A 22,016-nucleotide genomic window follows, 5' to 3' on the forward strand; every position below is an offset into this window, starting at 1 on the left:
GGACGCCGTCGTAGAAGCGGCTGCTGCGGGCGTGATCCTCCGGCAGCGTCAGCACCGGTAGGGGCGCCGGGTGTTCGGCGGTACGGCGCCGGCGGGGCCGCAGGTCGTCCAGGTGGACCGCGCGCAGGGGGTGGTCGTACGCCGGGAGCCGCTCGCCGTCCGGTGCCTCGGGCGCCGACGCCAGGCCCAGCGGCACCCGGAACGCGCCCCGCTCCGCGGGAACCCGCACGAGGGCGTAGCCGAGCGAGCCGTCGGCCAGCCCGGAAGCCCTTTCCCGCGGCGGCAGTTCACGTATGCCGAGGGTGATTCCGCGCTCGGTGCCGGCGCGGATCGCGCGGGCCAGCGCCGCCGGGGCACAGTGCGCGGGCACCCCGACGGCCCGCATCCGCGTCCGCTCCGCCGCACCGGCGACCTGCCGCAGCCGCTGGGCCCGGTCCAGCACGTCGCGCGCGTACGGCAGCAGCAGCACCCCCAGCTCCGTGGTCGCGATCTGCCGCCGCGCACGGTCGAACAACAGGCCGCCGAAGTGCTCCTCCAGCGTCTTGATGCGGCGGCTGAGCAGCGGCTGTGCGATACCGAGCCGGTCGGCCGCCCGGGAGAAGCTCGCCTCGTCGGCTGTCGCCACGTACGCCTCGAGGTGCGCCAGGAGATCCATCCCGCACTCATATCAATAAGTTATCTGAAGCGTCCAGTTAGCAGGGGCCACCGCGACGCCTTCCGCACGGCGCTCGCAGCCGTGACCTCCGGCCGCGGCACCGTACCGCCGCCGAGCGCCGCCAAGACCGTCGCGGTACCCACCGGGCTGCCGCAGGTGAGCCGCCCCTCGTCCGCGGCGATCTCCGTGAACAGGTCGGCGGCCTTGGTGTCCCCGTCCCGCCTGGCCTGGGCCGCGAAGCCGCGGTACATGACCAGGTCCTCGTACGTCCCCCCGTTGATGGCCTGGCGCAGGTTGGCCGCGTTCGTACCGACCACGCCGGCCAGCGTGGCCGCCGCGTGCAGATGCTCGCTCAAGTCGGTCTGCGCCGCGGTCCCGATGAGCCGTCCGACGGCGGCGTGGGCCGCGCTGTCGGCTTGAGTGCCGAAGAGGCTGGAAAAGGCGTGGGCGAACGCCTCGCCCTTCATGGCGGTGAGCACGTTCACGGACGCGTAAGGCACCGCCGTCTCGAAGGTGCCGGGAAGGCCATCGGGTCCGATGCGCTGCGCGGCACAGTGGCGGAGGATGGACGAAGCCGGGCAGGCGGCCGCAAAGCCGGCCTGGCGAGGAGGCGCGGCATGGCGAAACCGGTCGTAGTGGGAGTCGACGGCTCACCGTCCAGCCTGGACGCGGTCGAGACGGCGGCACACGAGGCGGCGTTGAGCGGGGTAGGCCTGCGGCTGGTGCACGCCTTCGGGTGGCCGTCGATCCATCCACCCCCTGGTGGGCCTCCTTGGAGTCCCGCCAGGGCGGGGGTGCGCGAGCTGGTGGACGGCACTCTGGCCGAGGCCGGACGACGGGCATGCGAGGTCGCGCCGCGTGTGGACGTCACACGCGAGGTCACCGTCGGCGAGCCGCTGATGGTGCTGGAGATCGAGTCGCGAACCGCCTCGCTCGTCGTGGTGGGCAGCCGCGGGTTGGGCGCGTTCGGCAGCCTGCTCCTCGGTTCCACTGCCGTGCATCTGGCCGCGTATGGCCATTGCCCGGTGCTGGTGGTACGAGGCAGGCCGAACCCGACCGGTCCCGTACTCCTGGCGGTGGACGGCTCCCCGGCGGGCGAACGCGCCGTCGAGTTCGCCTTCGCCGAGGCGTCGGTGCGCGGTGCGGACCTGCTGGCCCTGCACGTGTGGAACACCTGGAGCGAACGGGCCTACGAGGGGCCGGGTGACCCGCTGAACATGGTGGTCGACATCGACCGGCTCCGCGAGGAGGAGCAGCGGCTGCTGGACGAGACCCTGTCTCCGTGGCAGACGCGCTACCCCCAGGTCGCTGTGGAGCGGCGCCTGGTGCGTTCCCGGATCCGCCCGGCCCTGATCGAAGCCAGTCACGAGGCGCAGCTGGTCGTGGCCGGTGCGCGCGGACGCGGTGGCTTCACCGGCCTGCTGCTCGGTTCAGTCAGCCAGGCCCTGCTGCATCACGCGCACTGCTCCGTCGCGGTGGTCCGAGGCAAGGAGTGACCGCCGCCACCCGTTCGTCGGGCCTCGGCGACAGCACCGGTCAGGAGAGCCGGCCGCCGGCGACGGCTGTGAACGGCGGAGCCGAATGGGGCGTTGGGTCCTCCGGCCCTACACCTGGGAACTGTGGCCCAGCGCGGCCGAGGTCTCACTGACTCATCCTGGTATCGCTGGAGCGGTCAGCCGAGGGAAGTGATCGGCATGATGTGGTACCACGGGGGATGGGGCTGGGGCGGCTGGTTCGTCATGACGGTGTTCATGGTGCTGTTCTGGGCCGTCCTGATCGTTGGCTTCGTCGTGCTCGTGCGCTACCTCGCCGGCACCCGTCATCAGCCTCCGGGCTTGTTTTCACCGCCCGGCGAGGGCGGGTGGCAGGACCGGCGGGCCGAGAACCTGCTCGCGGAGCGGTTCGCACGCGGGGAGATCGACGAGGACGAGTACAAACGTCGGCTCGCGCTGCTGCGGGAACACCGATGAACCCGCATCGCCGTCGAGGGGTATGGTCGGCGATCGCGATCGCTGCGGCGGCCCTGGTGCTGGGTGTCGCCACGACAAGTCTGATGGCTGCGTCCGGCGCCTTTCACAGGGCGGGACCGGCGTCCTGGCGAGCGCAGGGCGCCCGATGCGCCGCGCCGGCCGCGACAGGCAGTGCGGTCGACGTGACCGTGTGGGACACGGGACGTATGATGCGCGGCCCGAACTGGCCTGCGCCCAACGGCCACCCAGGTTGGTACGGCATGAGCATGATGCGCCTGGCAGCCCACCCCACGACCGTTCCGGCAGGAAGGGTCACAGTGCGGGTGATCAATGCGGGAACCCTCACACACGAGGTGATCCTGTTGCCGCTGCCGGCGGGGCAGGCCGCAGGACGACGTGCCATCGGCTCCGACGGTCGGGTGTCGGAGGCAGGCAGTCTCGGCGAGGCGTCCCACACCTGCGGCAGTGGCGCTGGAGACGGCATCGCCTCCGGTGCGGCTGCCTGGACCACGGTCACGCTGCGGCCGGGCCGCTATGAGCTGCTGTGCAATGTCCCGGGTGACTACGCGGCCGGGATGTACACCGAACTGGACGTCACTCGGTGAGTGGCCCTTACCGGCGGTAGGGGTCTGTCGTAGAGGGTTCCCGATCGTCGGCGGGTTCAGCGGGAAGCCGCTGTCCCGGTCCGGCGGGCAGCAGGGCGATGCGGGCCTGGAGCGGCGGCCGGGCAGGCGTTCCCTTCCGCAGCGTGGCCGTGCCGATGCTCCCGCTGCCGCTGGCTTCTGGCCGCCGCCGTGCTGTGCATGAATGTCGCTCGGTGCGGACGGTCAGAGGTGGCCTGCCGCGAAGTCGGCTACCTGGGAGCCGAGTTGTCGGCCCGCGCGGTTGTCGATCCAGAACTTCGCGGCTGCCGTCTGATCGGGGGGCGGGCGGTACTGGTCTTGCTCCACAGACTGTTGACCTCGTCCAGGGCGGTGGCGTATGCCGCGCTGCTCACGGCCGGCGGCGGTGCCGGGCGGAACTGGCGCCCGCTCGTCAGCACGAACGGCTTGACGGAGCCCCAGTCGGTGAACACCGGGGCCGGGAAGTCCGGAGGGGTGAGCCGGTGGTCACCGGCCTTGTCGCCGGGGCGAATGCCGTGGCCGCGGTGGCCGGGGCCGGCGAGTGACCGGCGCCGGACCCGAAGGGGAGGCTGGTGACTCCGCTGCCAGCGCGATTCTGGCCGGCATGACGAGTGTCGGACCCCGATCCACGCCGCAACTCAGGCATCGCGGTCACAGCCCCGGGTCGCACACGGCGGTGGCGCGCGCAGCCGCGGCAGCACCGGCTGGGGACTGGAAGCGGAAGGCCGGCAGGCGCATGCTCGCCGCCGCTGGACCGGAGGCTGGGCGTTTTCGATGCCGTCGTCATCGGGCTCGGCTCGATGATCGGTGCGGGGGTCTTCGCCGCCTTGGCGCCGGCCGCGCGGGCGGCGGGCTCGGGACTGCTCGTGGGCTTGGCCGTCGCCACCGTGGTGGCGTACTGCAACGCCCCCTCCTCGGCCCGGTTGGCGGCACGCCATCCGCAATCCGGTGGGACGTACGTGTGCGGCCGTGAGCGGCTGGGCGAGTTCCGGGGCTACCTCGCCGGATGGGGCTGCGTGGTCGGCAAGACCTCCTCGGGCGCGGCGATGGCACTCACCGTGGGGTCGTACGTGTGGCCGGCCCAGGCGCACGCCGTCGCCGTGGCCGCGGTGGTGGCGCTCACCGCCGTCGACTACGTGGGTGCAGAAGGCCGGGTGGCTGACACGTGCGATCGTCGCCATGGTCCTGGCCGTGCTGGCAGCCGTGGTGGTGGCCTGCCCGACCTCCCCTGATGCTCAGGTCGCGCGGCTGGACATCGGGTCGGACGCCTCGGTCACCGGAGTGTTGCAGGCGGCCGGGCTTCTGTTCTTCGCCTTCGCCGGGTACGCACGGACCGCGACCCTGGGCGAAGAGGCGAAGCACCCGGCCCGCACGATCCCCCGGGCCATTCCACTGGCCCTGGGGATCAGGCTGATCGTGTACGCGGCGGTCGCCGTGTCCGTGCTGGCCGTCCTCGGGCCGGACGGGTCGGCACGGGAGAGCGCGTCGCTGGCCGGGGCAGTACGGCAGGCCGGGGTGCCGGGGCTGGTCCCGGTGGTTCGGGTCGGGGCGGCGGTGGCGGCCCTTGGGTCGTTGTTCGCGCTGATCCCGGGCGTCTCGCGGACCACGCTGGCCCTGTCCCGGGACCGTCACCTGCCGCATGCTCTGTCCGCCGTGCATCCACGGGTTCAAGGTGCCCTATCGAGCGGAGTTGCTGGTGGGCGCCGTGGTGGTGATCCTGGCCGCCACCACGGACGTCCGCGGCGCCATCGGATTCTCCTCCTTCGGCGTGCTTGCCTACTACGCCGTGGCGAACGCCCCCGCTGGACCCTGACTCAGGAGGAGAACTGGCCGCCGCGCACCATCCCCGCGGTCGGGCTGGCCGGCTGCCTGGTCCTGGCCTTCACCCTGCCCGCGACGTCGGTGGCGTGGGGAGCGGCGGTGCTCGCCCTCGGAACGGCGGTCTACGGCGTACGCCGACGCCTCACCGCAGGACAGGCGTCGTGACGCCCGGCTCATGAACGCGGGTTGTGCGAGGGGTCCGCCCTTCGCTGACCCGACGGTACGGCGTGTCTCGCTCCCGGCGCCGTCGATCAGCCGGGTACGGAGAGCCGGGAGACGTGCCGGGTGATGCGCCTGGCGGCGAACTCCGTCCCTGCCACGAACCGCATCACCGGGCCGAACATCGGGGCGGCGAGCGAACCGGTGAAGTACAGGCCCGGCACCGACGACTCGAGCCATGCGGACAGCTGGGGTGCCTTCGAGCCGCGGACGCAGGCCAGGGTGACGCGCACCGCGGGCGACAGGAACGGGACCGCGTCCAGGTCGAGGCGACAGCCAGTGGCGTTCGGGACGGCACGCCGCCGCACCGCCGCCGCGCCCTTCCATCCTCTGCCGCTCAGTGTGACGTATAGGCCGGTATCGGTCGACGATATCGACCGCATTGACCAAGAGGCTGGCGATTGGCAGAACCGCGCTTTTTCACCATGCACAGCATCAGCGCGAGTTCGGCCTCGCCTGCCCCGCGCGGCAGGTAGGCGTAGGTTGCCTTCACGGGAGGAGTCACACGCGGTGCTGGAGACGTAGGGCCAGGGCCGGGCACTGGTTGACGGCGCGGCGGGCGCCGTGCTCCTGCCACGGGCCGACCGGGATCGTGGCGGAGGTGGGGTAGCCGTGCGGGCCGAAGCGAATGAGGTCGGGGGCCAGCACGGCGCACAGGCCGTGGCCGGTGCAGCGGGACCAGTCGACCTCCAGCCGGGCGCCCTTGGCGGGCGGGAGGGGCAGTACTCCACGTACAGGGCGGCCGCAGCCGGGGCCGGACAGGTGGGCGTCGACGTCCTCGGCGAAGACGTCCAGCGCGCTGAGCAGGAAGCGGGCCGTGCCGTCCGGGTGCGAGCAGACGCCACCGGCCTGGGCCGCACCGAGGGCACGCCGGGCGTCCTCCAGTACCGTGGGCTCGGCGGCACCGGCGGCCAGCATGGCCAGGGCCTCGGCGGCCTCTGGCAGGCCACGTTTGCACGGTCCGCACTGGCCGGTGGACTCGACCGCCAGCCAGGCCGCGACCTGGGCGCTCTCGCCGAGCGGGCAGGTGTCGTCGGGGAGAGCGACGATCGCGCCCGCACCAAGGGTCCCGCCGAGGGCGGCGAGCCCGGCGCGGGAGAGCGGCGCGTCGATGGCGTCCGACGGCTGCAGCCAGGCGCCGTGGTATCCGCCCACCAGCACTCCCGCGCCCGGACGGAGTCCGCAGGCATCCAGTACCGGGCCCAGCCGGGTGCCGGTCGGAACCTCGACCACCAGTGGATCGGCGCCTGGCCGGTTGACGGTGAGCAGGGCCGTGCCGGGTTCCTCTGGGGTGCCGACGGAGGCATAGGCGCCGGGTCCGAGGCGGGCCGCGACGGCGAGGTGGGCCCAGGTCTCGGCGTTGGAGAGCAGCGTCGGCCGACGACGCACCCCGCCCGCTGCGCCGCCGGCCGCGCGGGCCTTCAGAGGTGCCGGTATCACCGGCAGACCGTTGACGCCACGGATCAGGGCCCCGGATTCGCCGGAGACGAAGCGCTCGGGCAGGGATACGGTCCGGGCCGGGCAGGGAAGTTCGCGCTCGGCGAGGGCGGCCGGGACCGATATCTCTCCGGGGCTGCCCGCGGCGACACCGATCACGATCTCCTCGGCGCCGAAGGCGGCCGCGGCCAGGCAGGCGCCGTCCAGCACCAGATGGGGCACGCGGGCCAGCAGCATCTTGTCCTTGGCGCTGGCCGGTTCGCCTTCGGCGCCGTTCACCACGATGACCGGTGACGCGCCCGTGCGGTCGGCGGTGCCGAGCGCGGCCCGGGCCTTGCGGGCGAACGGGAAGCCGGCACCGCCACGGCCGGACAGGGCGACGGCCTCGGCGAGGGCGAGCAGACCGTCCCGGCCCAATGGGCGCAGGGGCCGGTGGACACGAGTGTGGGCGGCGAGGTCCAGGCGCTGGTGGCGGTCCAGGCCGGCGGTCAACCGGGCGGCCTCCAGCCAACCCACCTCGGGCAGCTCCAGCGGGGCGTCCTTCATTCGCTGCTCCCGGGCTGGGCGAGGCGGAGCGGCTGGGGCCCTGGTCTCATGGCGTGCTTGGGTTGTTTGGGCACGCCGGCGATCGGTGCGGACCGGCGAGCCGTCGTCGGTGCCGCGGGCCGGGCGATCGGGCGGACGCCGGTCGCGGGCCGGGGAGACCGCGTCGACAGGGCGGCTAGCGCGGCCGGGCGTACGGCGGCGGGCCGATACGCCTTGGCGCCGCGCTGACGCCTGCGCAAGGTCCGGCGGCGGCCCAGGTAGGAAAGGGAGCGAACCAGCAGTGCGAGCGCCACCAGGGCCGCGCACAGGCCGTAGCCCCAGCACACCCATGCGTGTGCCTTGCGCCCCGCCGTCAGCCCGTGCGCCAGGGAGACCGGCCAGCAGACGTACGCCGTCGAGTGCAGCACCCGCCACAGCCAGGGGCGGCAGCCGGCGAACCGGCCGCGGAGCACGCCGGTGGCCGTGATCAGAACGAGTAGGTCGGAGGCGATGGTGCCCAGACTCACCGCGAGGGCGGTGCCGCCGGTGAAGGGGACCACCGCGGTCTGCGGAGCGGCGTGCCGCTCGACGACCTTGACCGCGATGTGAGTGCCCAGGAAACCGAGCGCCGCGACGGCGCTCGACCGGTGCACGGACTGCACGGCCACCCGCAGCCGGGGGGTCAGCACCAGCCGATCGGTGGCCGCGAGCCCGCATGCCACCACGGCGGTCAGCGAGAGCAGGGTGAAGACGCCGGCGAAATAGTCCAGGAAGGCCATCACCCGGCCGACTGCTGCGGCCGACACGGCGCCGTGCCCGGGTTGGGCGAGCAGGGCGACGCTGGACATGGGGCACCTTCTTCCTTGCGCTCGGGTCGCGCAGCCAGGCCGCGGAGGGCCGGATCGGGCTTTCGCATGCCCACGTCGGGGAGGGCACCACCGGGGGTGTGGCACCGGCGGCACTGCAGGCAGACCACATCGTTAGCTCGGACCCCAGCTGGGTGCCAACCGCGCTGTTACGGCCCATGACCGTAGCGAGCGGGGCGACGAAGCCGGTTTCCCGGGCGCAGATGTGCGGTTGTGCTCCACGACCGTGCCTAGTAGATGCCGAGAGCGGCGTGACCAGGCTCACGCGTGCAGCCATGATGTCAAGATCCCGGGCCAGGCGATTACCTGGGAGATCGGAATGTCGGACCTCGCCACACCGGCAGGCCGACTGGACGTCACCGACAGAGTGCGGTCCCACCTGCCACGCAATCGACAGCTGGGGCCGCCACTCTGTGGATGCGTGCGGAGGCGTTCATGGAGACGAGCCTGTCCGCGCTGCTCGTGCTGTACGGTCTCCGGCCCGGCCCGGCGATCGCAGCGACGCTCGTGCACCGCGTGGTCAGCTCCGGGGACCTGCAACTCATCGGTTGGGCGTGCTGGCTCGCCATCATCCTCCAGACCGGCGCGCCGGGCTCCCCGCCACGACACTCGGCACGACGCGGCAGCCCCAGACCGTAGCCATCGGAGAGCGACCTGTGAGTGGAGGGTGGCCGAGCCGGCGACCGCCGCAGCGTCAGTCCGTCGGCAGAAGGAGCGTGCACGTCTCCCCTGGGGCGATGGTCACCGCGCGGTCGGCCAGCACTACGCGGATCGGCGATTCCTCCGAGTCGGGTACGGCGATCTCCAGCTGCCCGCTCCGGCGCCGCATGCCGATGCCCCAGTGACCGCGATAGTGCAGTGTGAAGCCGTACTCGGAGAGTGCCGGAAGTGGGACCGGGTCCAGCCAGAGGGCGTCCTCGCGTGTCTCCAGTCCCGTCAGGCCGCGCTGGATCATGTCGAGGGTTCCGGCCATGGCGCCGAGGTGGATGCCTTCGCCCGTGGTGCCGCCCTGGATGTCGGCGATGTCCGCCTCCAGGGCTTCGTGGACGTACTGCCATGCGTCGGCCCGTCTGGCCCTGGCGAGGACCAGGCCGTGGACGAGTTCGCTGAGGGTCGAGCCGTGGCTGGTGCGCTGGAGGTAGTAGTCGACGGTGCTGCGCCAGATCTCGTCGTCCAGGTGGTAACCGAGACGCCTGAACAGAGCACGCAGTTCCGTGGGCGAGAACAGGTAGCCGAGCATGAGGACGTCGGCCTGTTTGGACGCCTTGTAGCGGTTGACCGTGTCACCCTCGGCCTCGAGTACACGGTCCAGCCGCCGGATGGTGCCGTAGCGGGCGCGGTAGGCGTCCCAGTCGAGTTCGGCGAGGTCGTCGTAGCCCTCGAACTGGCTGATGACGCCTTGGTGGAAGGGCACCCGCAGGCGCCGGGAGACCTCCTCCCACTCCGGCAGCGCGTCGGCGCTCAGCCGGACCCGCTGGAACAGTTCCTCGCGCCGCCATGCGGGAAGGCGCCGCACGAGCTCCAGAGTGCGGGTGAGGACCCAGGCGGCGGTGACGTTGGTGTACGCGTTGTCGTCCAGCCCGGGCTTCGCGGCACCGGGATAGCCGTCGTGGTACTCGTCGGGGCCGACGACGCCGCGGATCCGGTAGCGGCGCGTGTCAGGGTCGAAGACTGCCAGGTCGGCCCAGAAGCGGGCGATCTGCAGCAGCATTTCCGCGCCTTTGGTGTGCAGGTACTCCGTGTCACCGGTGGCCTCGCAGTACTGCCAGACGTTGTAGGCGATCGCCGAACCCACGTGGTGCTGGAGGCGCGAGTGGTCGGGCAGCCAGCGGCCCGAGGCGGGGTTGAGATGCCATTCCTGGGATTCCTCGCGCCCGTTGCTGCCGCTCTGCCACGGATACATCGCCCCGGCCCTGCCGGCCGCGCTCGCCGCCGCGCAGGCCCGGGGGAGGCGTCGGTGACGGTAGTTCAGCAGTGCCCGGGACACCTCCGGAAGGTGCAGGTTCAGATAGGGGAGGACGAAGAGCTCGTCCCAGAACACATGACCCCGGTACGCCTCGCCGTGCAGACCCCGAGCCGGGACGCCCACATCCAGCTCCGCCGTGTGCGGTGACAGCGTCTGCAGGACGTGGAAGAGATGGAAGCGCACGATGCGGCCGGCCTCTCCGGGCACCTGTACGTCCGTGCGTCGCCACAGCCGCTCCCAGGCCGCGACATGGGAGTCGAGCAGGGCCGGGAAGTCCGCCGCCACGGACACCCGCTCGACGGCCTCGCCTAGGGCATCGCTGATCGCTGTGTCCCGCGAGGTGTGCAGAGCCACCGTCTTGTCCACGGTGACGGGCCTGCCCCGGGTGATCGGGACGACCAGACGGTGGACGGCGCGGTGGCGGGCGGGCCGGAGCACTGAGGAGACCGGAGCCTCGTCCGCGCGGACCGTCGTCCGGGCGGCCAGGGCGACGGTGATGTCCGATGCGCTGGTCCGGCAGCTCAGCCAGATGGTGTCGGGCTCGTGCGTACCGGTTCGGACGTGGTTCAGGTGGTGGCGGTCGAGTGCGCGGTAGCGGTGCACGTTCCCGTTGATGACATCGCCGTCCAGAGAGCTTTCGATCTCGATCTGCCCGGACCAGTCCTCGGCCGTGAGGACCGTCCGCAGTGCGGCCAGGTGCGGGTCCTCCATGTGCACCAGGCGGGTCTGCTCGACGCTGAGCACACCCAGTTCGTCGTTCCGGTGGCGGGAGGACCGTGCGAGTGTGCCCCGGCGCAGATCCAGGGTGTGCCGGTGGTCCAGGAGGGTGTGCGTGCCGGGGGAGAACCACGGGCTCCACGTCCCGTCGGTGCGGCGCGCCCGGAACCGGAGAAAGAGCCAGTTGGGGAGGTTGACCACGTCTTCGTTCACGACCTGCCGCCCCGCCACGGTCGACTCCAGGCGGTTGTAGCACCCCGCTGCATAGGTGGCTGGATAGTGCACCAGGCCGGCCCGGTGTTCCGGCACGGCGCCGCGTGTGGCGAAGTAGCCGTTGCCCAGTGTGCAGAGGGACTCACGCAGTTGCTCGGCGGCGGGGTCGTAGCCCGTCCACTCCCATGTCCACTCCGACATCCGCCACCTTTCCCTCTCCTTGCAGGCTGTGCGGGCCCAGGTGCCTGCGGCGGGCCTCAGACCGGCTGGGGGACGACGGCGACCGGGCAGTCCGAGTGGTGCAGCAGGGTGTGGCCGACCCGGCCGAGCTGCAGACCGAAGTGGCCGTGCCGGCGCTGGGCACCGACGACGATCAGGTCCGCGTCGGCCGATTCCCGCAGGAGGACCCGGTGGGCGGTGCCCTCGACCGCCTTGCGACGGACATCGACCTGAGGGTGCTTTCGTACCGCCTCGCGCAGGGCATCTTCGAGGCTGGTCGACGCCCGCTCCTCGCGCAGCCGGGCGGCGTCGTCGGCGATCAGCATGTGGTCCACGGGTTCCTGCGACGGATTGCGCCAGGCCCGTACGGCTGTCAGGGCGCAGCCCCGCAGCTCGGCTTCCCGGACGGCGAACCGTACGGCACCCGCGCCACCGGGCGCGTCACCGACCCCCACCACGACGCGGCCGTAGGTCCCCCGGCGGTTGGCTTCCGCGCCCCGGATGACGACGACCGGGCAGACGGCGCGGGCCGCGACCGCGAGGCTGACGGACCCCAGCAGCATCCCGGCGATCTCGCCGCGCCCACGCGACCCCGTGACCAGGGCGAACGCATCGGGCGCCGTCCGTAGCAGCGCGGACACGGCGTCCTCCGGCAGTGCCTTGCCGGACACCTTGACCTCGGGATTGCGTCGCCGGGCCCGTTCCACGCACGACGCGACGATGTGCTCGGCCATGACCTCCTCGGCCGGACGCTCGGTGCTGAAGGACGGTTGGGCTCCCTCGTACAGCTCCCAGAGGGAGGCATGGACGAGATGGAGGGGCAGACCGTGCCGTGCCGCCTCGTCCACGGCCCAGTCGACCGCGGCCAGACTGGAGTCCGATCCGTCGACGCCCACGACCAGTGGGAGTTCCATAGCCGTCACCGCCTTCTCGCCCGGCTGCCCAGGTCCTCGTGTGAATACCGTCGCACTGCCTGCCCGGCGCCGCGACACGCCGCCGGGTCCGGGGCCAGGGTGGCTCTCCGGCCGGTTGCGACCTGTCAGGGCATGGTGATGCTTGAGGCATCGGCCGGGCCGGGTTCCCCGGCCGCCCCTTGAGGACGGAGACATGCCCGTCACTGTTGCGCACATCGTGAGCGATGTGATGACCACGCCCGCGGTCGCCGTCGGGCGCGACGCGCCGTTCAAGGAGATCGTGCGGGTCATGGACGAGCGGCACGTGAGTGCCCTGCCGGTCGTGAGCGGCACAGGGCGGGTCGTCGGCGTGGTGTCCGAGGCCGACCTGCTGCCCAAGGAGGAGTTCCGGGATCGCCGGCCCACCCGCTCCGAGCGGACGCGACTGCGGTCCGACCTGGCCAAGGCGGCAGGTGCGACCGCTGAGGAGGTGATGAGCGCGCCCGCTGTCACGGTCCGCCCCGACGACACCCTGGCCCGGGCAGCGCGCCTCATGGCCGTGCACCACGTCAAACGGCTCCCCGTCGTCGATGCCGAGGACGGATTGCGCGGCATCGTCAGCCGTGGCGACCTGTTGCGGGTCTTCCTGCGGCCGGACGAGGAGATCGAGGAGGAGGTGCGCCGTACGGTGGTGTCCTATCTGTTCCCCATGCACGCCCACGCCATTCACGTGTCCGTGCGGGATGGCGTCGTCAGGCTCCGCGGGCCCGTCCACGACACCTCGCTCATCTGGGTCGCCGAGCGTCTCGTGAACGGGGTGGAGGGCGTGGTGGGCGTCGAATCCCGACTGAGCGGCGAGGGTTCCGGACCGCACGACCCTGCGTCCGGGCCATGACCGTCTACCGACCGGCAGGCGTGATCCGGCGGCCCGTGAGGTTGGTGGGCTCGATCGACACCCACATCTCGCGTGCGCCGCCCGCCCACGGCGTGGTGTGCGCGCGTTGGGCGAGCTCGCGTACTGCCTCGGGGTCCGTCACCACACGTGCCGGTCCGACGGCGAGCACGCTCCAGCCTTGGCTCAGGGCGTCGTCCACGTGGTCGACCTCGAAGGCGACCTCCGTCTCCGCTGCCGCCGCCGTCACGGAGTCGGGCGCGGTCCGGAAGACGATGGCGTCATCGACGAATTCGTAGTTGACCGGGACGACTGCCGGGCGGCCGTCGGCCGTCGACACCGCGACCCGCCCCACCCCGTGCGTGGAGAGCAGGGTGCGGCACTCCTCCGGGCCGAGATCGCGCAGCTGGGGGTGCAGCAGTGCCTGGCCCTGACCGGGTGGGAGATCGCTACCTCCGCCACGCAGTGCGGCGACCGAGGTGCCCAGCGCGTCGGCCAGCCTGATGAGCGTCGCCAAGGTCGGATCGGCGGGCTGTTCCTCCAGATAGGCCAGATAGTAGGGCGACATGCGCGCGCGGCCGGCTGTCTCCTCTCGGCTGAGCCCACGCCTTCGGCGTTCGACGGCCACCCGCCGGCCGATGTCACCGGGATTGCCCGTCCCGGCCGGCCTGGTCACCGTGGACGCGGCCGCCGCCTCGCCGGTTGTCGGCGGCGTCTCGCCCACCCCCGGGGGCTGCTCGTGCTCGAGATGGCGTATGTGGGCGTCCGGCCCGGGAAACACGAGCGTCACGTCGTCCGTGTCGGACCAGCGCACGTCGTAGGGGGGTGTTCCGTCCTCGTGGTGGAGTCCGACGATCTCGCCGTCGCGCCGGGCGGCGCCGGTCGCCGGACTCTCGATGACGAGTTGGTCGCCGAGGTGAGCTCGCATGATCGTCGCCCTCTCCTCAGAATGGTGCTGTATCCAACCTGCCACGCGGGCCGCACCGCCGCACGGGGCGCCGGCCTCGTATCCGCGAGGTGGGTGTCCCGCACCCGGGAGGCACCATGCATCACCGAACAGTCGAGGAGCTCATGTCCCGGGACGTCGTCCGGGCACGGCCCGACACGCCGTTCAAGGAGCTCGTCAGGCTGCTGGAGGAGAACGACGTCACCGCCGTACCCGTGGTGGACGAGCTCGACCGTCCGATGGGCGTGGTGTCCGAGGCCGACCTGCTGCGCAAGAGCGCCGACCAGGCCGACCCGACCGGCAGGACCCCCATTCCGCATCTGGAGGCCTGGGAACGTGCCAAGGCCGAGGGATCCCGGGCCATTGAACTGATGTCCGCTCCCGTCGTGTGCGCACGGCCCGAATGGACCGTGGTCGAGGCCGCCCGCCTCATGGAAACCCAGAACGTCAAACGCCTGCCCGTGGTGGACGAAGCCGATCGGCTGCTGGGCATCGTCAGTCGTGGTGATCTGCTGCGGGTCTTCCTGCGTCGCGACGACGCCATCCGCGAGGAGATCACCGGAGACGTCCTGCGGCGCACCTTGGGGCTCGATCCGAGGGACGTGACCGCGGAGGTCCGCGAGGGGCGGGTCGCCCTTGCAGGCACCGTGGAGCACAGGAGTCTGATCCCCGTCATCGAGCAGTTGTGCCGGGGCGTCGACGGCGTGGTCTCGGTCACCGCGCAGATCTCTTTCCGGACGGACGACGCCCGGGACACACCTACCGGGACCCTGTGAGGCAGCTGGGCTTCAGAGGGGTTGTCCGGCTGTCTGACGGGTGCTGGGTTGTGGGGTGTTGGCCCGGACGTCGCGTTCGGCGGTCTCCAGCAGCTGATGAGCCAGATCGACCAGCGCCCTGCCTGCCGCCAGCTCGTCGCCGATCTCCGGCACGTTCGTGTCCGCCGGATGGCAGTGCGCCGTTCCGTGGCCGGTGAGCGCCGTGGTGCCGGTGTCCAGCACCAGGTGGGCCTTCGTCGTACCGTCGTCGTCCTCGAAGAGGTCGAGACGTACCTTCCACTGTCCTGTGTGCGACATCGTGCTCTCCTTGCCTCCGCGTCTCCACGATCCGACGACAGCCGTTCTGGGTCACGAGGCCGAAGGGCCTGGGCTACCGGCGACCGGCCCTGGAAGCCGGTCGTGCGGCCCGGTCCTGCGGCGGTCACATCTGGGGTACGACGGCCACGGGGCACGGCGCGTGATGCAGCAGTGCGTGGTTGACCAGGCCGAGTTGCAGCCCCGGATGCCCAAGTCGTCGCCGAGCACCCACGATCAGCAGATCTGCGGTCGACGAGGCCTCCAACAGCGCCTGGCGCGCCGGTTTCTCGATCAAGCGCCGACTCACCGCGGCGTCGCCGTACCTTTCCACAGGCCGGCGCAGAGCGTCGTCGAGCACCTGCGCCGGGGGACGCCGGTGGGCCTCCAACTGCCATGAGGGTGCGTGTGGTGTCGTACACGCACCGGACGGTGCACTCCAGGCGTGCACGGCCTCGAGTCGGCAGCGCCGCACCTGAGCTTCGCGCACCGCGAAGTCCACGGCTGTGCCGCTGCCCTCCCCGTCCTCGACACCCACGACGACGCTTCCGAACCGGGCAGCGCGGTGCTCCGAACCGCCGCGGACCACGACCACCGGGCAGTCGGCGCGTGCGGCCACGGCGAGGCTGACCGAGCCGAGGAGCATGCCGGAAAGATCTCCGAGTCCCCTGTCCCCCAGTACCAGCGCGAACGCATTACGCCCCTTGTCGACCAGGGCGGAAGCCGCGTCCTCGTGCGACACCTCGCTGGACAACCGCACCGCCGGAGCGCCCTCCCTGGCGCGCGCCGAGGCAGCGCTGATCACGGCGGACGCCTCCTGTTCACCGGCCGCCGCGTGCAGCAGGTGGAGCGGGATCCCGTGCCGGGCCGCCTCGTCGGCGGCCCAGTCGACGGCCTCAAGGCTCGTCTCGGATCCGTCGACGCCCACCACCAGGGGAATCGTCACCGCGCCTGTCTCCTCTCCTGCCACACGCCCCGCTTTCACGCCCGCCCCCGGGGTCCACATGCGCCGTGGCGAGGACCGGGAGATCCTCGAAGGGGAGAAACTCGTCGCTCCCCGTATGCAGGCGATGTCCGGACCGTCCACGCGATCGGACTCGTTCGCCCGTCCCCTCCAGCTTCTTACGAGACGGAGACCGCCGCCATGCAACCAGTCGTCACCGTGGGCCTCGACGGCTCGCCCGAGCGTCTGGCCGCCGCCCGCTGGGCCGCCGAAGAGGCCGGGAGGCGAAAGCTCACTCTCCGGCTGTTGCACGCGTGGCCGATGCTCGCGCCGGAACCGGCTCGTCTCCCCGCGGAAGTCGATCAGAACTACTGGGCGAAGCGTCTCGTCGACACGGCGCAGGCGGAACTCCGGGCCCGCCACCCGGGCCTGGCCACCGACAAGAGTCTGGTCGCCGACGAGCGGCCCGTGGTGCTGGTGCGCGCCGAGCCCCGGCACGAGAGGGGACCAGCCACGGTCGCGAGCCCCGTCGTTGTGGCCCTCAAACTGCGCGGATCGCCGGACGGCCTACTCGATTTCGCCTTTCATACCGCTGCGGCCAGGGACGCGCACGAGCAGGTGAGCCAAGCGCTGCAGCCGTGGCGGGAGAAGTACCCGGGGGTGGACGTGGCCGGCAGCATCCGTCTCGAAAGCCCCGCCAAGGCCGTCGTACGAGCCGCGGAGGGCGCCTCACAGCTGGTCGTCGGCCGACGCCGGCACCGTACCGGTCTGGCGCCCCACCTCGGTCCGGTGGCGCAGGCCACCGTCCATCATGGACGCTGCCCGGTCGCCGTGGTTCCTCATGACTGAGCCCGGTGTCCGCGAGCCGCGTGCCGACGTGTCCGCTCTGGGGTCGAGTGCTCCGCACGCCGGGGAGCCGCTGTCGCGCGCTGCGGTGTGCGAGACCCACACCGCGACGCTGTTCTTCGTCGGCGACCGAGCCTACAAGCTCAAGAAGCCGGTCGATCTGGGGTTCCTGGACTACACCACGGTCGCGGCCCGCCGAGCCGCTTGCGAGCGTGAAATAGCCCTCAACCGCCGGTTCGCCCCCGACGTCTACGTGGGACTCGGTGAGTTCCGCGGTCCCGAGGGGGAGTCACCGGAACCACTCGTGGTGATGCGTCGCATGCCGGAGGAGCGCCGCCTCTCCCACCTCGTACGGGCGGGGGCTGTCGTGGACGACGTCCTTCGCACCGTCGCCCGGCAACTGGCCGCATGGCACGCGCACGCGCCCCGTGGCCGCGACGTGGACGAGCAGGGCACGCGGGACGCGCTGTCGGCACGATGGGAGACGAGCTTCACGCAGGTCCAGGCACTGGCCGCGGACGGCGCCGTACCCGACTGTGTGACGGAGACCGAGGGGCTGGTGCGCCGCTATCTCGCCGGTCGCAAGCGGCTGTTCGACACCCGCATCGAGCAGCGGCGGGTGGTCGACGGCCACGGCGACCTGCTCGCCGAGGACGTCTTCTGCCTCGACGACGGTCCACGGGTCCTGGACTGCCTGGAGTTCGACGACCGCCTCCGCTATGTCGACGGCCTGGACGACGCCGCCTTCCTCGCCATGGACCTGGAACAGCTCGGCGCCCCGGAGGCCGCGGCGTACTTCCTCGCCCGGTACGGCGAATACTCCGGGGACCCCGCGCCCCCGTCCCTGTGGCACCACTACGTCGCCTACCGCGCCTTCGTCCGCGCCAAGGTCTCGGTGATCCAGGCCCGGCAGGGCGCGCCGGGTGCCGAAGCCGCGGCACGGCGGCTCGCGTCCATGGCACTGCGCCACCTGCGCACCTCCGCCGTCGGCCTCACCCTCGTCGGCGGACTGCCGGGCAGCGGGAAGTCCACCCTCTCCGGAGCCCTGGCCGACCGGCTGGGGGTCACCCTGCTCAGCAGTGACCGCATGCGCAAGGAGCTGGCGGGCATCCCGGCGGAGCAGTCCGCCGCGGCGGGCTACGGCGAAGGGCTGTACACGCCCGAGTGGACGGCCAGGACCTACGCCGCCCTGCTCGAGCGCGCAGCCGTACTGCTGTCCTCCGGTGAATCGGTGGTCCTCGACGCCACCTGGTCCGACGCCGCACAGCGCGATGCCGCCCTGCGCCTGGCCGACCGGACCAGCGCCGAACTGGTGGCCCTCCACTGCCAGGTGCCGGGCGAACTGTCGGCGGCCCGCCTGAGCACGCGCGCCCCGGGCATCTCCGACGCCGGTCTCGACATCGCCACCGCCATGGCTGCCAGTGAGCCTCCGTGGCCCGAGGCCGTCCCGGTCGACACCAGTGGCGCGCTGGAGTCCGCGGTCACCCAGGCGCTGGCGGCCGTACGCCCGTGGGGCAGCGGTCAGGCACCAGTCTTCCGCCGCCCGTACATGGAGCCGGACTGAGGTGTTGCGGGTGGCCGTGTTGCCCGGGCGCGGTGCGGGGGCGACCGTGGAGGTGGGGGAGCGAGGGAGTGAAAGCGGTGCGAGCGCTCGTCTACCACGGCCCGGCACACACCTCCTGGGACACCGTCCCCGATCCGGTGATCGAGGAGGCGACCGACGCGATCGTCCAGGTCGACGCAACGACCGTCTGCGGCACCGATCTGCACATCCGGCGAGGTGACTTCCCCGAGGTGAAGCCGGGGACGGTCCTCGGCCACGAGGCCGTCGGCGAAGTCGTCTACGTCGGTGAGCAGGTCCACCACCTGCGCCCCGGCGATCAGGTGATCGTGTCGTCCGTCTCGGCCTGCGGTGATTGCGCGGAGTGCCGCGACGGCAGGTACGGACAGTGCCGTGGGGGTGGCGGATGGGTCCTGGGGAGTCTGATCAACGGCACTCAGGCCGAACTGGTGCGTGTGCCGTTCGCCGATCACTCCACCACCCGACGGCCCCCCGACCTCCCGCTCGCTGACGCGGTCCTGCTCGCCGAACTCCTTCCCACCGCCTACGAGGTCGGGGTCCGCAACGGACACGTCGGTCCCGGAGACACCGTCGTCGTGGTGGGCGCCGGCCCCGTCGGTCTCGCCACGGTGGTCCTTGCGCGGCTCTACTCGCCCCGCAGGATCATCGTCGTCGACCTGGCCAGTGCTCGGCTGGAGAACGCCAAGCGTGTGGGGGCGGATGCCGCCGAATCGCCAGGGACCATGATCGCCGATCTGTCCGAGGGGCCGGGGGCCGACGTGGTCATCGAGGCGTCCGGCGACCCGGACGGTTTCGTGCTCTGCACGCGCGCCGTCCGCACGGGAGGGCACATCGCCAACATCGGCACGCACGGCAAACCGGTGTCACTGCATCTGGAGTCCCTCTGGCGCAAGAACGTGACGATCAGCACGGGCCAGGTCGACACATCCTCCACACCGTGGCTGCTGGAGCTGCTGAGGTTCGGCCATCTGCCCGTCTCCCCCTTGGTCACCCACACCTTGGGTCTCGACCGGATGGAAGACGCCTATGAGGAGTTCGCCCGTGGCACCAGCACCGGCGCCCTGAAAGTCGTGCTGCACCGGGACTGGTCCGGGTAGTCCTCTTCGTCGATACGGACGCCCGCACGCTCGGACAGCAGCTCGACCAGGCTGAGGAAGTCGAGCGGATCCAGTTCGAGCACATCGCGGAACTTGTCGTCCGGTTCGACGAGAGTGAAGTCGGCGTCGGGGATGATCTGCGTGATCGACTCCTTGATCAGCGACAGGGCCTCCGCGCTGTTCAGTGGCTTCATCTGGCTCACAGCTCCTCCGGTCTCTGCAGAAGTCGGTCGACCGCCGTGAGATAGCGCGCCCCCACGGCGCCGTCCGTGGCCCGGTGGTCGGCGGCCAGCGTCGCGGTCACCACCGCACGCACTCCGCGCATGCCGCCCGTGGCCCAGGGCCGCTCGACGACCGCGCCGAAGCCCACCAGGGCGACCTGAGGTGGGTGGATCACCCCGAGCCCGCTGCACACCCGCTCGACGGGGGCGTCGAAGCCGTAGAAGTGCTCTTCCGTGAGGCGTGCCGAGATCTCCGCGGCGAGGCTGCCGGTGCGCCAGCCCTCGTCGACGACGACGGCACGGTGGGTGCGAGCGACCGAGTCGCCGACGGTGGCGTCGTCCAAGGGGCGCAGCGTGCGCAGATCGATGACCTCGGCGCTGATGCCGCCGCTCGCGAGGTCGTCGGCGGCGGCTGCTCCGTCCTCGCCGTGGAGGACGCCTCCGAGGTGGAGTCCTCCAGGGTGGAGATGTCGCCCTCGGGCAGGCCGAGTTCACGGGCCCGCAGCAGGCGGCGCATGACCTTGCCGCTGCGGGTGTGCGGCAGGTGCTGGTCGAAGGCGATCTCGCGGGGCGCCACGGCAGGCCCCAGCCGGCGCCTGGCGAAGGCCAGCAGATCCCGCCGGGTGTCGTCACTCGCGTCGAAGCCCGGCCGCAGCGTGACGAACGCCTTGACGATGTTCCCGGCCACGGGATCCGGGCGGCCGATGACCCCGGACTCGGCGACCGCCGGGTGCTCCATCAGAGCGCTCTCGACCTCGAACGGCCCGATGAGGTGTCCGGCCGACTTGATGACGTCGTCGGCGCGCCCGACGAACCAGTACCATCCGGCGGCGTCGCGCCGCACCAGGTCGCCGGTGAGGTACCAGCCGTCCGCGAAGGCCGCCGCACTGCGTGGCTCGTCGTGCAGATAGCCGCGGAACATGGACGGCCAGCCGGGCCGGAGCGCCAACTCGCCCTCCACGCCCGGCTCTTCCAGGACAGTGACGTGCCCGCCGGCGACCTGGGCCCGGCCGTCCTCACCGCGCCGCAGTACCGCCGCCTTCACACCGGGCAGTGGGCGCCCCATCGAGCCGGGGCGGATGTCGCAGGCGGCGAAGTTGGCGATCATGATCGCGCCGGTCTCCGTCTGCCACCAGTTGTCGTGCACCGGCAGGCCGAGCACGTCCCGACCCCACACGACCGCCTCCGGGTTGAGCGGCTCGCCGACCGAGGCGATGAACCGCAGCGCGCTCAGGTCGAAGGAGCGGGGCAGGTCGTAAGGGCCCGTCCTCGGCGTCGTGCGCATCAGCATGCGCAGAGCCGTCGGTGCCGTGTACCAGACGCTCACGCGCTGCTCGGCGAGGATCCGGTACCAGCGGCGGGCGTCGTAGTCGCCCTCGTCCACCACGACGGTCACTCCGTGCATGAGCGGTGCGACGATCCCGTAGGACGTCCCGGTCGCCCAGCCCGGGTCGGCGGTGCACCAGAAGACGTCGTCCTCGTGGAGGTCGAGGGCGTACAACGCGGTCATGTAGTGGGCGACGGCCGCCTCGTGCACGTGCACCGCGCCCTTGGGGATGCCGGTCGTGCCGCTCGTGAAGTGCAGCAGGGCCATGTCGTGGGGGGAGGTCGGCGGGATCGTGAAGGTGTCGGCCGCGTCGGCCATCAGCGCGGTGAGGGACAGGGTGCCGGGCAGGTCGTCCGCCCCGTCGCCGACGATCAGTACGTGGCGCAGGGCGGCGAGTGCGTCGCGTCTCCCGGCGACCTTCTTCCGGTACAGGTCCGCCGTGGTGACCAGCACCTGCGCGTCACCCAGCGTCATCCGCTGGAACACCGGATCGGGTCCGAAGGCGGAGAACAGCGGGCACAGGACACTGGTGTTCTTCAACGTGCCGAGGACCACGGTGTACAGCTCCGGGCAGCGCCCCAGCAGTGTCACCACCCGGTCGCCGTGCCCGATCCCGAGGCCGCGGAGCACGTTGGCGAACCGTGCCGTCGAGCGGGCCAGATCCGCATAGGTCACCGAGGTGACGGAGTCGTCCCGTCCGACACAGCGCAGTGCGGTCGCTGTGGCACGGTCCGATGCCGCGTGCCGGTCCACGGCCTCGTGCGCGATGTTCAGTCCCCGCCCACCGGGCAGTCCCTGAAGCGTGCCGCGTGCCGCCTGCCACGAAAAGCTCGCGCACTCCTTGTCGTAGTCGCGCAGATTGGGGGCGGTGCGCAGCGGAGTGTCCTTCCGGATGGTCTCCCATGGCATGACGGCCCTCCTTCCACCGGGCCCCTTTCGACCATCCACCCGGCTCGCCCCGTCCGCAC

At 71.7% G+C, this 22,016-nt stretch carries 22 protein-coding genes and 3 pseudogenes; 10 read left to right on the forward strand and 15 right to left on the reverse strand.

Annotation, left to right across the window (positions count from 1 at the left end):
* Together ACWC94_RS32590 and ACWC94_RS32595 are read right to left on the reverse strand one after the other, a co-directional pair.
* A partial coding sequence (locus ACWC94_RS32590) for a LysR family transcriptional regulator (RefSeq protein WP_450800890.1) occupies window positions 1-655 on the reverse strand: 655 nt, incomplete at its 3' end.
* Between the two features lie 20 nt (window positions 656-675).
* Window positions 676-1,140 carry a ferritin family protein gene (locus ACWC94_RS32595; RefSeq protein WP_450800891.1) on the reverse strand — a complete coding sequence of 155 codons (465 nt, stop codon included), beginning with the start codon at window positions 1,138-1,140 and terminating at the stop codon, window positions 676-678.
* Window positions 1,141-1,272: 132 nt separating this feature from the next.
* On the opposite strand from ACWC94_RS32595, the gene ACWC94_RS32600 reads away from it, so the two are divergent.
* From ACWC94_RS32600 to ACWC94_RS32610, 3 genes are all read left to right on the forward strand, one after another.
* Window positions 1,273-2,151, forward strand: a complete 879-nt coding sequence (locus ACWC94_RS32600) for a universal stress protein (protein ID WP_450800892.1) — start codon at window positions 1,273-1,275, stop codon at window positions 2,149-2,151.
* A gap of 198 nt (window positions 2,152-2,349) precedes the next feature.
* Entirely contained in the window at window positions 2,350-2,625 is a 276-nt protein-coding gene (locus ACWC94_RS32605; RefSeq protein ID WP_450800893.1) for an SHOCT domain-containing protein, read from the forward strand.
* Complete coding sequence (locus ACWC94_RS32610) at window positions 2,622-3,230, forward strand: sulfocyanin-like copper-binding protein (RefSeq protein ID WP_450800894.1); 609 nt, start codon at window positions 2,622-2,624, stop codon at window positions 3,228-3,230. The genes ACWC94_RS32605 and ACWC94_RS32610 overlap by 4 nt, the downstream gene beginning before the upstream one ends.
* A 222-nt stretch (window positions 3,231-3,452) precedes the next feature.
* Here ACWC94_RS32610 and ACWC94_RS32615 read toward each other — a convergent pair whose 3' ends face one another.
* Window positions 3,453-3,575, reverse strand: a complete 123-nt coding sequence (locus ACWC94_RS32615; RefSeq protein ID WP_450800895.1) for a hypothetical protein — start codon at window positions 3,573-3,575, stop codon at window positions 3,453-3,455.
* Window positions 3,576-4,048: 473 nt separating this feature from the next.
* Between ACWC94_RS32615 and ACWC94_RS32620 the strand changes: the two are divergent.
* A pseudogene (locus ACWC94_RS32620) lies at window positions 4,049-5,234 on the forward strand (APC family permease).
* Window positions 5,235-5,320: 86 nt separating this feature from the next.
* Here ACWC94_RS32620 and ACWC94_RS32625 read toward each other — a convergent pair.
* From ACWC94_RS32625 to ACWC94_RS32635, 3 genes are all read right to left on the reverse strand, one after another.
* Window positions 5,321-5,671, reverse strand: coding sequence for a hypothetical protein (locus ACWC94_RS32625; RefSeq protein WP_450800896.1), 351 nt, complete (start codon window positions 5,669-5,671; stop codon window positions 5,321-5,323).
* Between the two features lie 118 nt (window positions 5,672-5,789).
* A complete protein-coding gene (locus ACWC94_RS32630) occupies window positions 5,790-7,271 on the reverse strand; it encodes an NADH-ubiquinone oxidoreductase-F iron-sulfur binding region domain-containing protein (RefSeq protein ID WP_450800897.1) in 1,482 nt (493 codons plus the stop codon).
* Window positions 7,268-8,098 carry a hypothetical protein gene (locus ACWC94_RS32635; protein ID WP_450800898.1) on the reverse strand — a complete coding sequence of 277 codons (831 nt, stop codon included), beginning with the start codon at window positions 8,096-8,098 and terminating at the stop codon, window positions 7,268-7,270. The genes ACWC94_RS32630 and ACWC94_RS32635 overlap by 4 nt, the downstream gene beginning before the upstream one ends.
* A gap of 453 nt (window positions 8,099-8,551) precedes the next feature.
* Here ACWC94_RS32635 and ACWC94_RS32640 point away from each other — a divergent pair, with 453 nt between their 5' ends.
* Window positions 8,552-8,755, forward strand: coding sequence for a hypothetical protein (locus tag ACWC94_RS32640; RefSeq protein ID WP_450800899.1), 204 nt, complete (start codon window positions 8,552-8,554; stop codon window positions 8,753-8,755).
* Between the two features lie 55 nt (window positions 8,756-8,810).
* Here ACWC94_RS32640 and ACWC94_RS32645 read toward each other — a convergent pair whose 3' ends face one another.
* Both ACWC94_RS32645 and ACWC94_RS32650 read right to left on the reverse strand, forming a co-directional pair.
* Window positions 8,811-11,213: a glycoside hydrolase family 65 protein gene (locus tag ACWC94_RS32645; protein WP_450800900.1), complete on the reverse strand. Its 2,403-nt coding sequence runs from the start codon at window positions 11,211-11,213 to the stop codon at window positions 8,811-8,813.
* 56 nt (window positions 11,214-11,269) lie between these two features.
* A complete protein-coding gene (locus tag ACWC94_RS32650) occupies window positions 11,270-12,145 on the reverse strand; it encodes a universal stress protein (RefSeq protein ID WP_450800901.1) in 876 nt (291 codons plus the stop codon).
* 193 nt (window positions 12,146-12,338) lie between these two features.
* On the opposite strand from ACWC94_RS32650, the gene ACWC94_RS32655 reads away from it, so the two are divergent.
* Window positions 12,339-13,019, forward strand: a complete 681-nt coding sequence (locus ACWC94_RS32655) for a CBS domain-containing protein (protein WP_450800902.1) — start codon at window positions 12,339-12,341, stop codon at window positions 13,017-13,019.
* 4 nt (window positions 13,020-13,023) lie between these two features.
* On the opposite strand, the gene ACWC94_RS32660 is transcribed toward ACWC94_RS32655, so the two are convergent.
* Entirely contained in the window at window positions 13,024-13,944 is a 921-nt protein-coding gene (locus ACWC94_RS32660) for a pyridoxamine 5'-phosphate oxidase family protein (protein WP_450800903.1), read from the reverse strand.
* 116 nt (window positions 13,945-14,060) lie between these two features.
* Here ACWC94_RS32660 and ACWC94_RS32665 point away from each other — a divergent pair, with 116 nt between their 5' ends.
* On the forward strand, window positions 14,061-14,738 hold the full coding sequence (locus ACWC94_RS32665; protein WP_450800905.1) for a CBS domain-containing protein: 678 nt from the start codon (window positions 14,061-14,063) through the stop codon (window positions 14,736-14,738).
* Window positions 14,739-14,750: 12 nt separating this feature from the next.
* Here the strand turns inward: ACWC94_RS32665 and ACWC94_RS32670 are convergent, their stop codons facing one another.
* Both ACWC94_RS32670 and ACWC94_RS32675 read right to left on the reverse strand, forming a co-directional pair.
* A complete protein-coding gene (locus ACWC94_RS32670) occupies window positions 14,751-15,035 on the reverse strand; it encodes a DUF1876 domain-containing protein (protein ID WP_450800906.1) in 285 nt (94 codons plus the stop codon).
* 124 nt (window positions 15,036-15,159) lie between these two features.
* On the reverse strand, window positions 15,160-15,978 hold the full coding sequence (locus ACWC94_RS32675) for a universal stress protein (protein ID WP_450800907.1): 819 nt from the start codon (window positions 15,976-15,978) through the stop codon (window positions 15,160-15,162).
* Between the two features lie 198 nt (window positions 15,979-16,176).
* Between ACWC94_RS32675 and ACWC94_RS32680 the strand changes: the two genes are divergently transcribed.
* The 3 genes from ACWC94_RS32680 to ACWC94_RS32690 all read left to right on the forward strand — a co-directional run bounded on the left by ACWC94_RS32680 (window position 16,177) and on the right by ACWC94_RS32690 (window position 19,500).
* A complete protein-coding gene (locus ACWC94_RS32680) occupies window positions 16,177-16,824 on the forward strand; it encodes a universal stress protein (RefSeq protein WP_450800908.1) in 648 nt (215 codons plus the stop codon).
* An 85-nt stretch (window positions 16,825-16,909) separates the two neighbouring features.
* Window positions 16,910-18,385, forward strand: a complete 1,476-nt coding sequence (locus ACWC94_RS32685) for a bifunctional aminoglycoside phosphotransferase/ATP-binding protein (RefSeq protein ID WP_450800994.1) — start codon at window positions 16,910-16,912, stop codon at window positions 18,383-18,385.
* Window positions 18,386-18,462: 77 nt separating this feature from the next.
* Window positions 18,463-19,500, forward strand: coding sequence for an alcohol dehydrogenase catalytic domain-containing protein (locus tag ACWC94_RS32690; protein ID WP_450800909.1), 1,038 nt, complete (start codon window positions 18,463-18,465; stop codon window positions 19,498-19,500).
* Here the strand turns inward: ACWC94_RS32690 and ACWC94_RS32695 are convergent.
* The 4 genes and pseudogenes from ACWC94_RS32695 to acsA all read right to left on the reverse strand — a co-directional run.
* Window positions 19,428-19,694, reverse strand: a complete 267-nt coding sequence (locus ACWC94_RS32695) for an acyl carrier protein (RefSeq protein ID WP_450800910.1) — start codon at window positions 19,692-19,694, stop codon at window positions 19,428-19,430. The two genes, ACWC94_RS32690 and ACWC94_RS32695, sit on opposite strands and share 73 nt — an antisense overlap.
* Window positions 19,695-19,699: 5 nt before the next feature.
* Window positions 19,700-19,897, reverse strand: a complete 198-nt coding sequence (locus tag ACWC94_RS32700; RefSeq protein ID WP_450800911.1) for a 2-oxo acid dehydrogenase subunit E2 — start codon at window positions 19,895-19,897, stop codon at window positions 19,700-19,702.
* Window positions 19,898-19,966: 69 nt separating this feature from the next.
* A pseudogene (locus ACWC94_RS32705) lies at window positions 19,967-20,104 on the reverse strand (transketolase C-terminal domain-containing protein); the annotation flags it as partial.
* Window positions 20,105-20,169: 65 nt separating this feature from the next.
* Window positions 20,170-21,957, reverse strand: a pseudogene (gene acsA, locus ACWC94_RS32710) (acetate--CoA ligase); the annotation flags it as partial.
* Window positions 21,958-22,016: the final 59 nt, after the last annotated feature.

This window comes from Streptomyces sp. NPDC001135, from assembly GCF_053598395.1.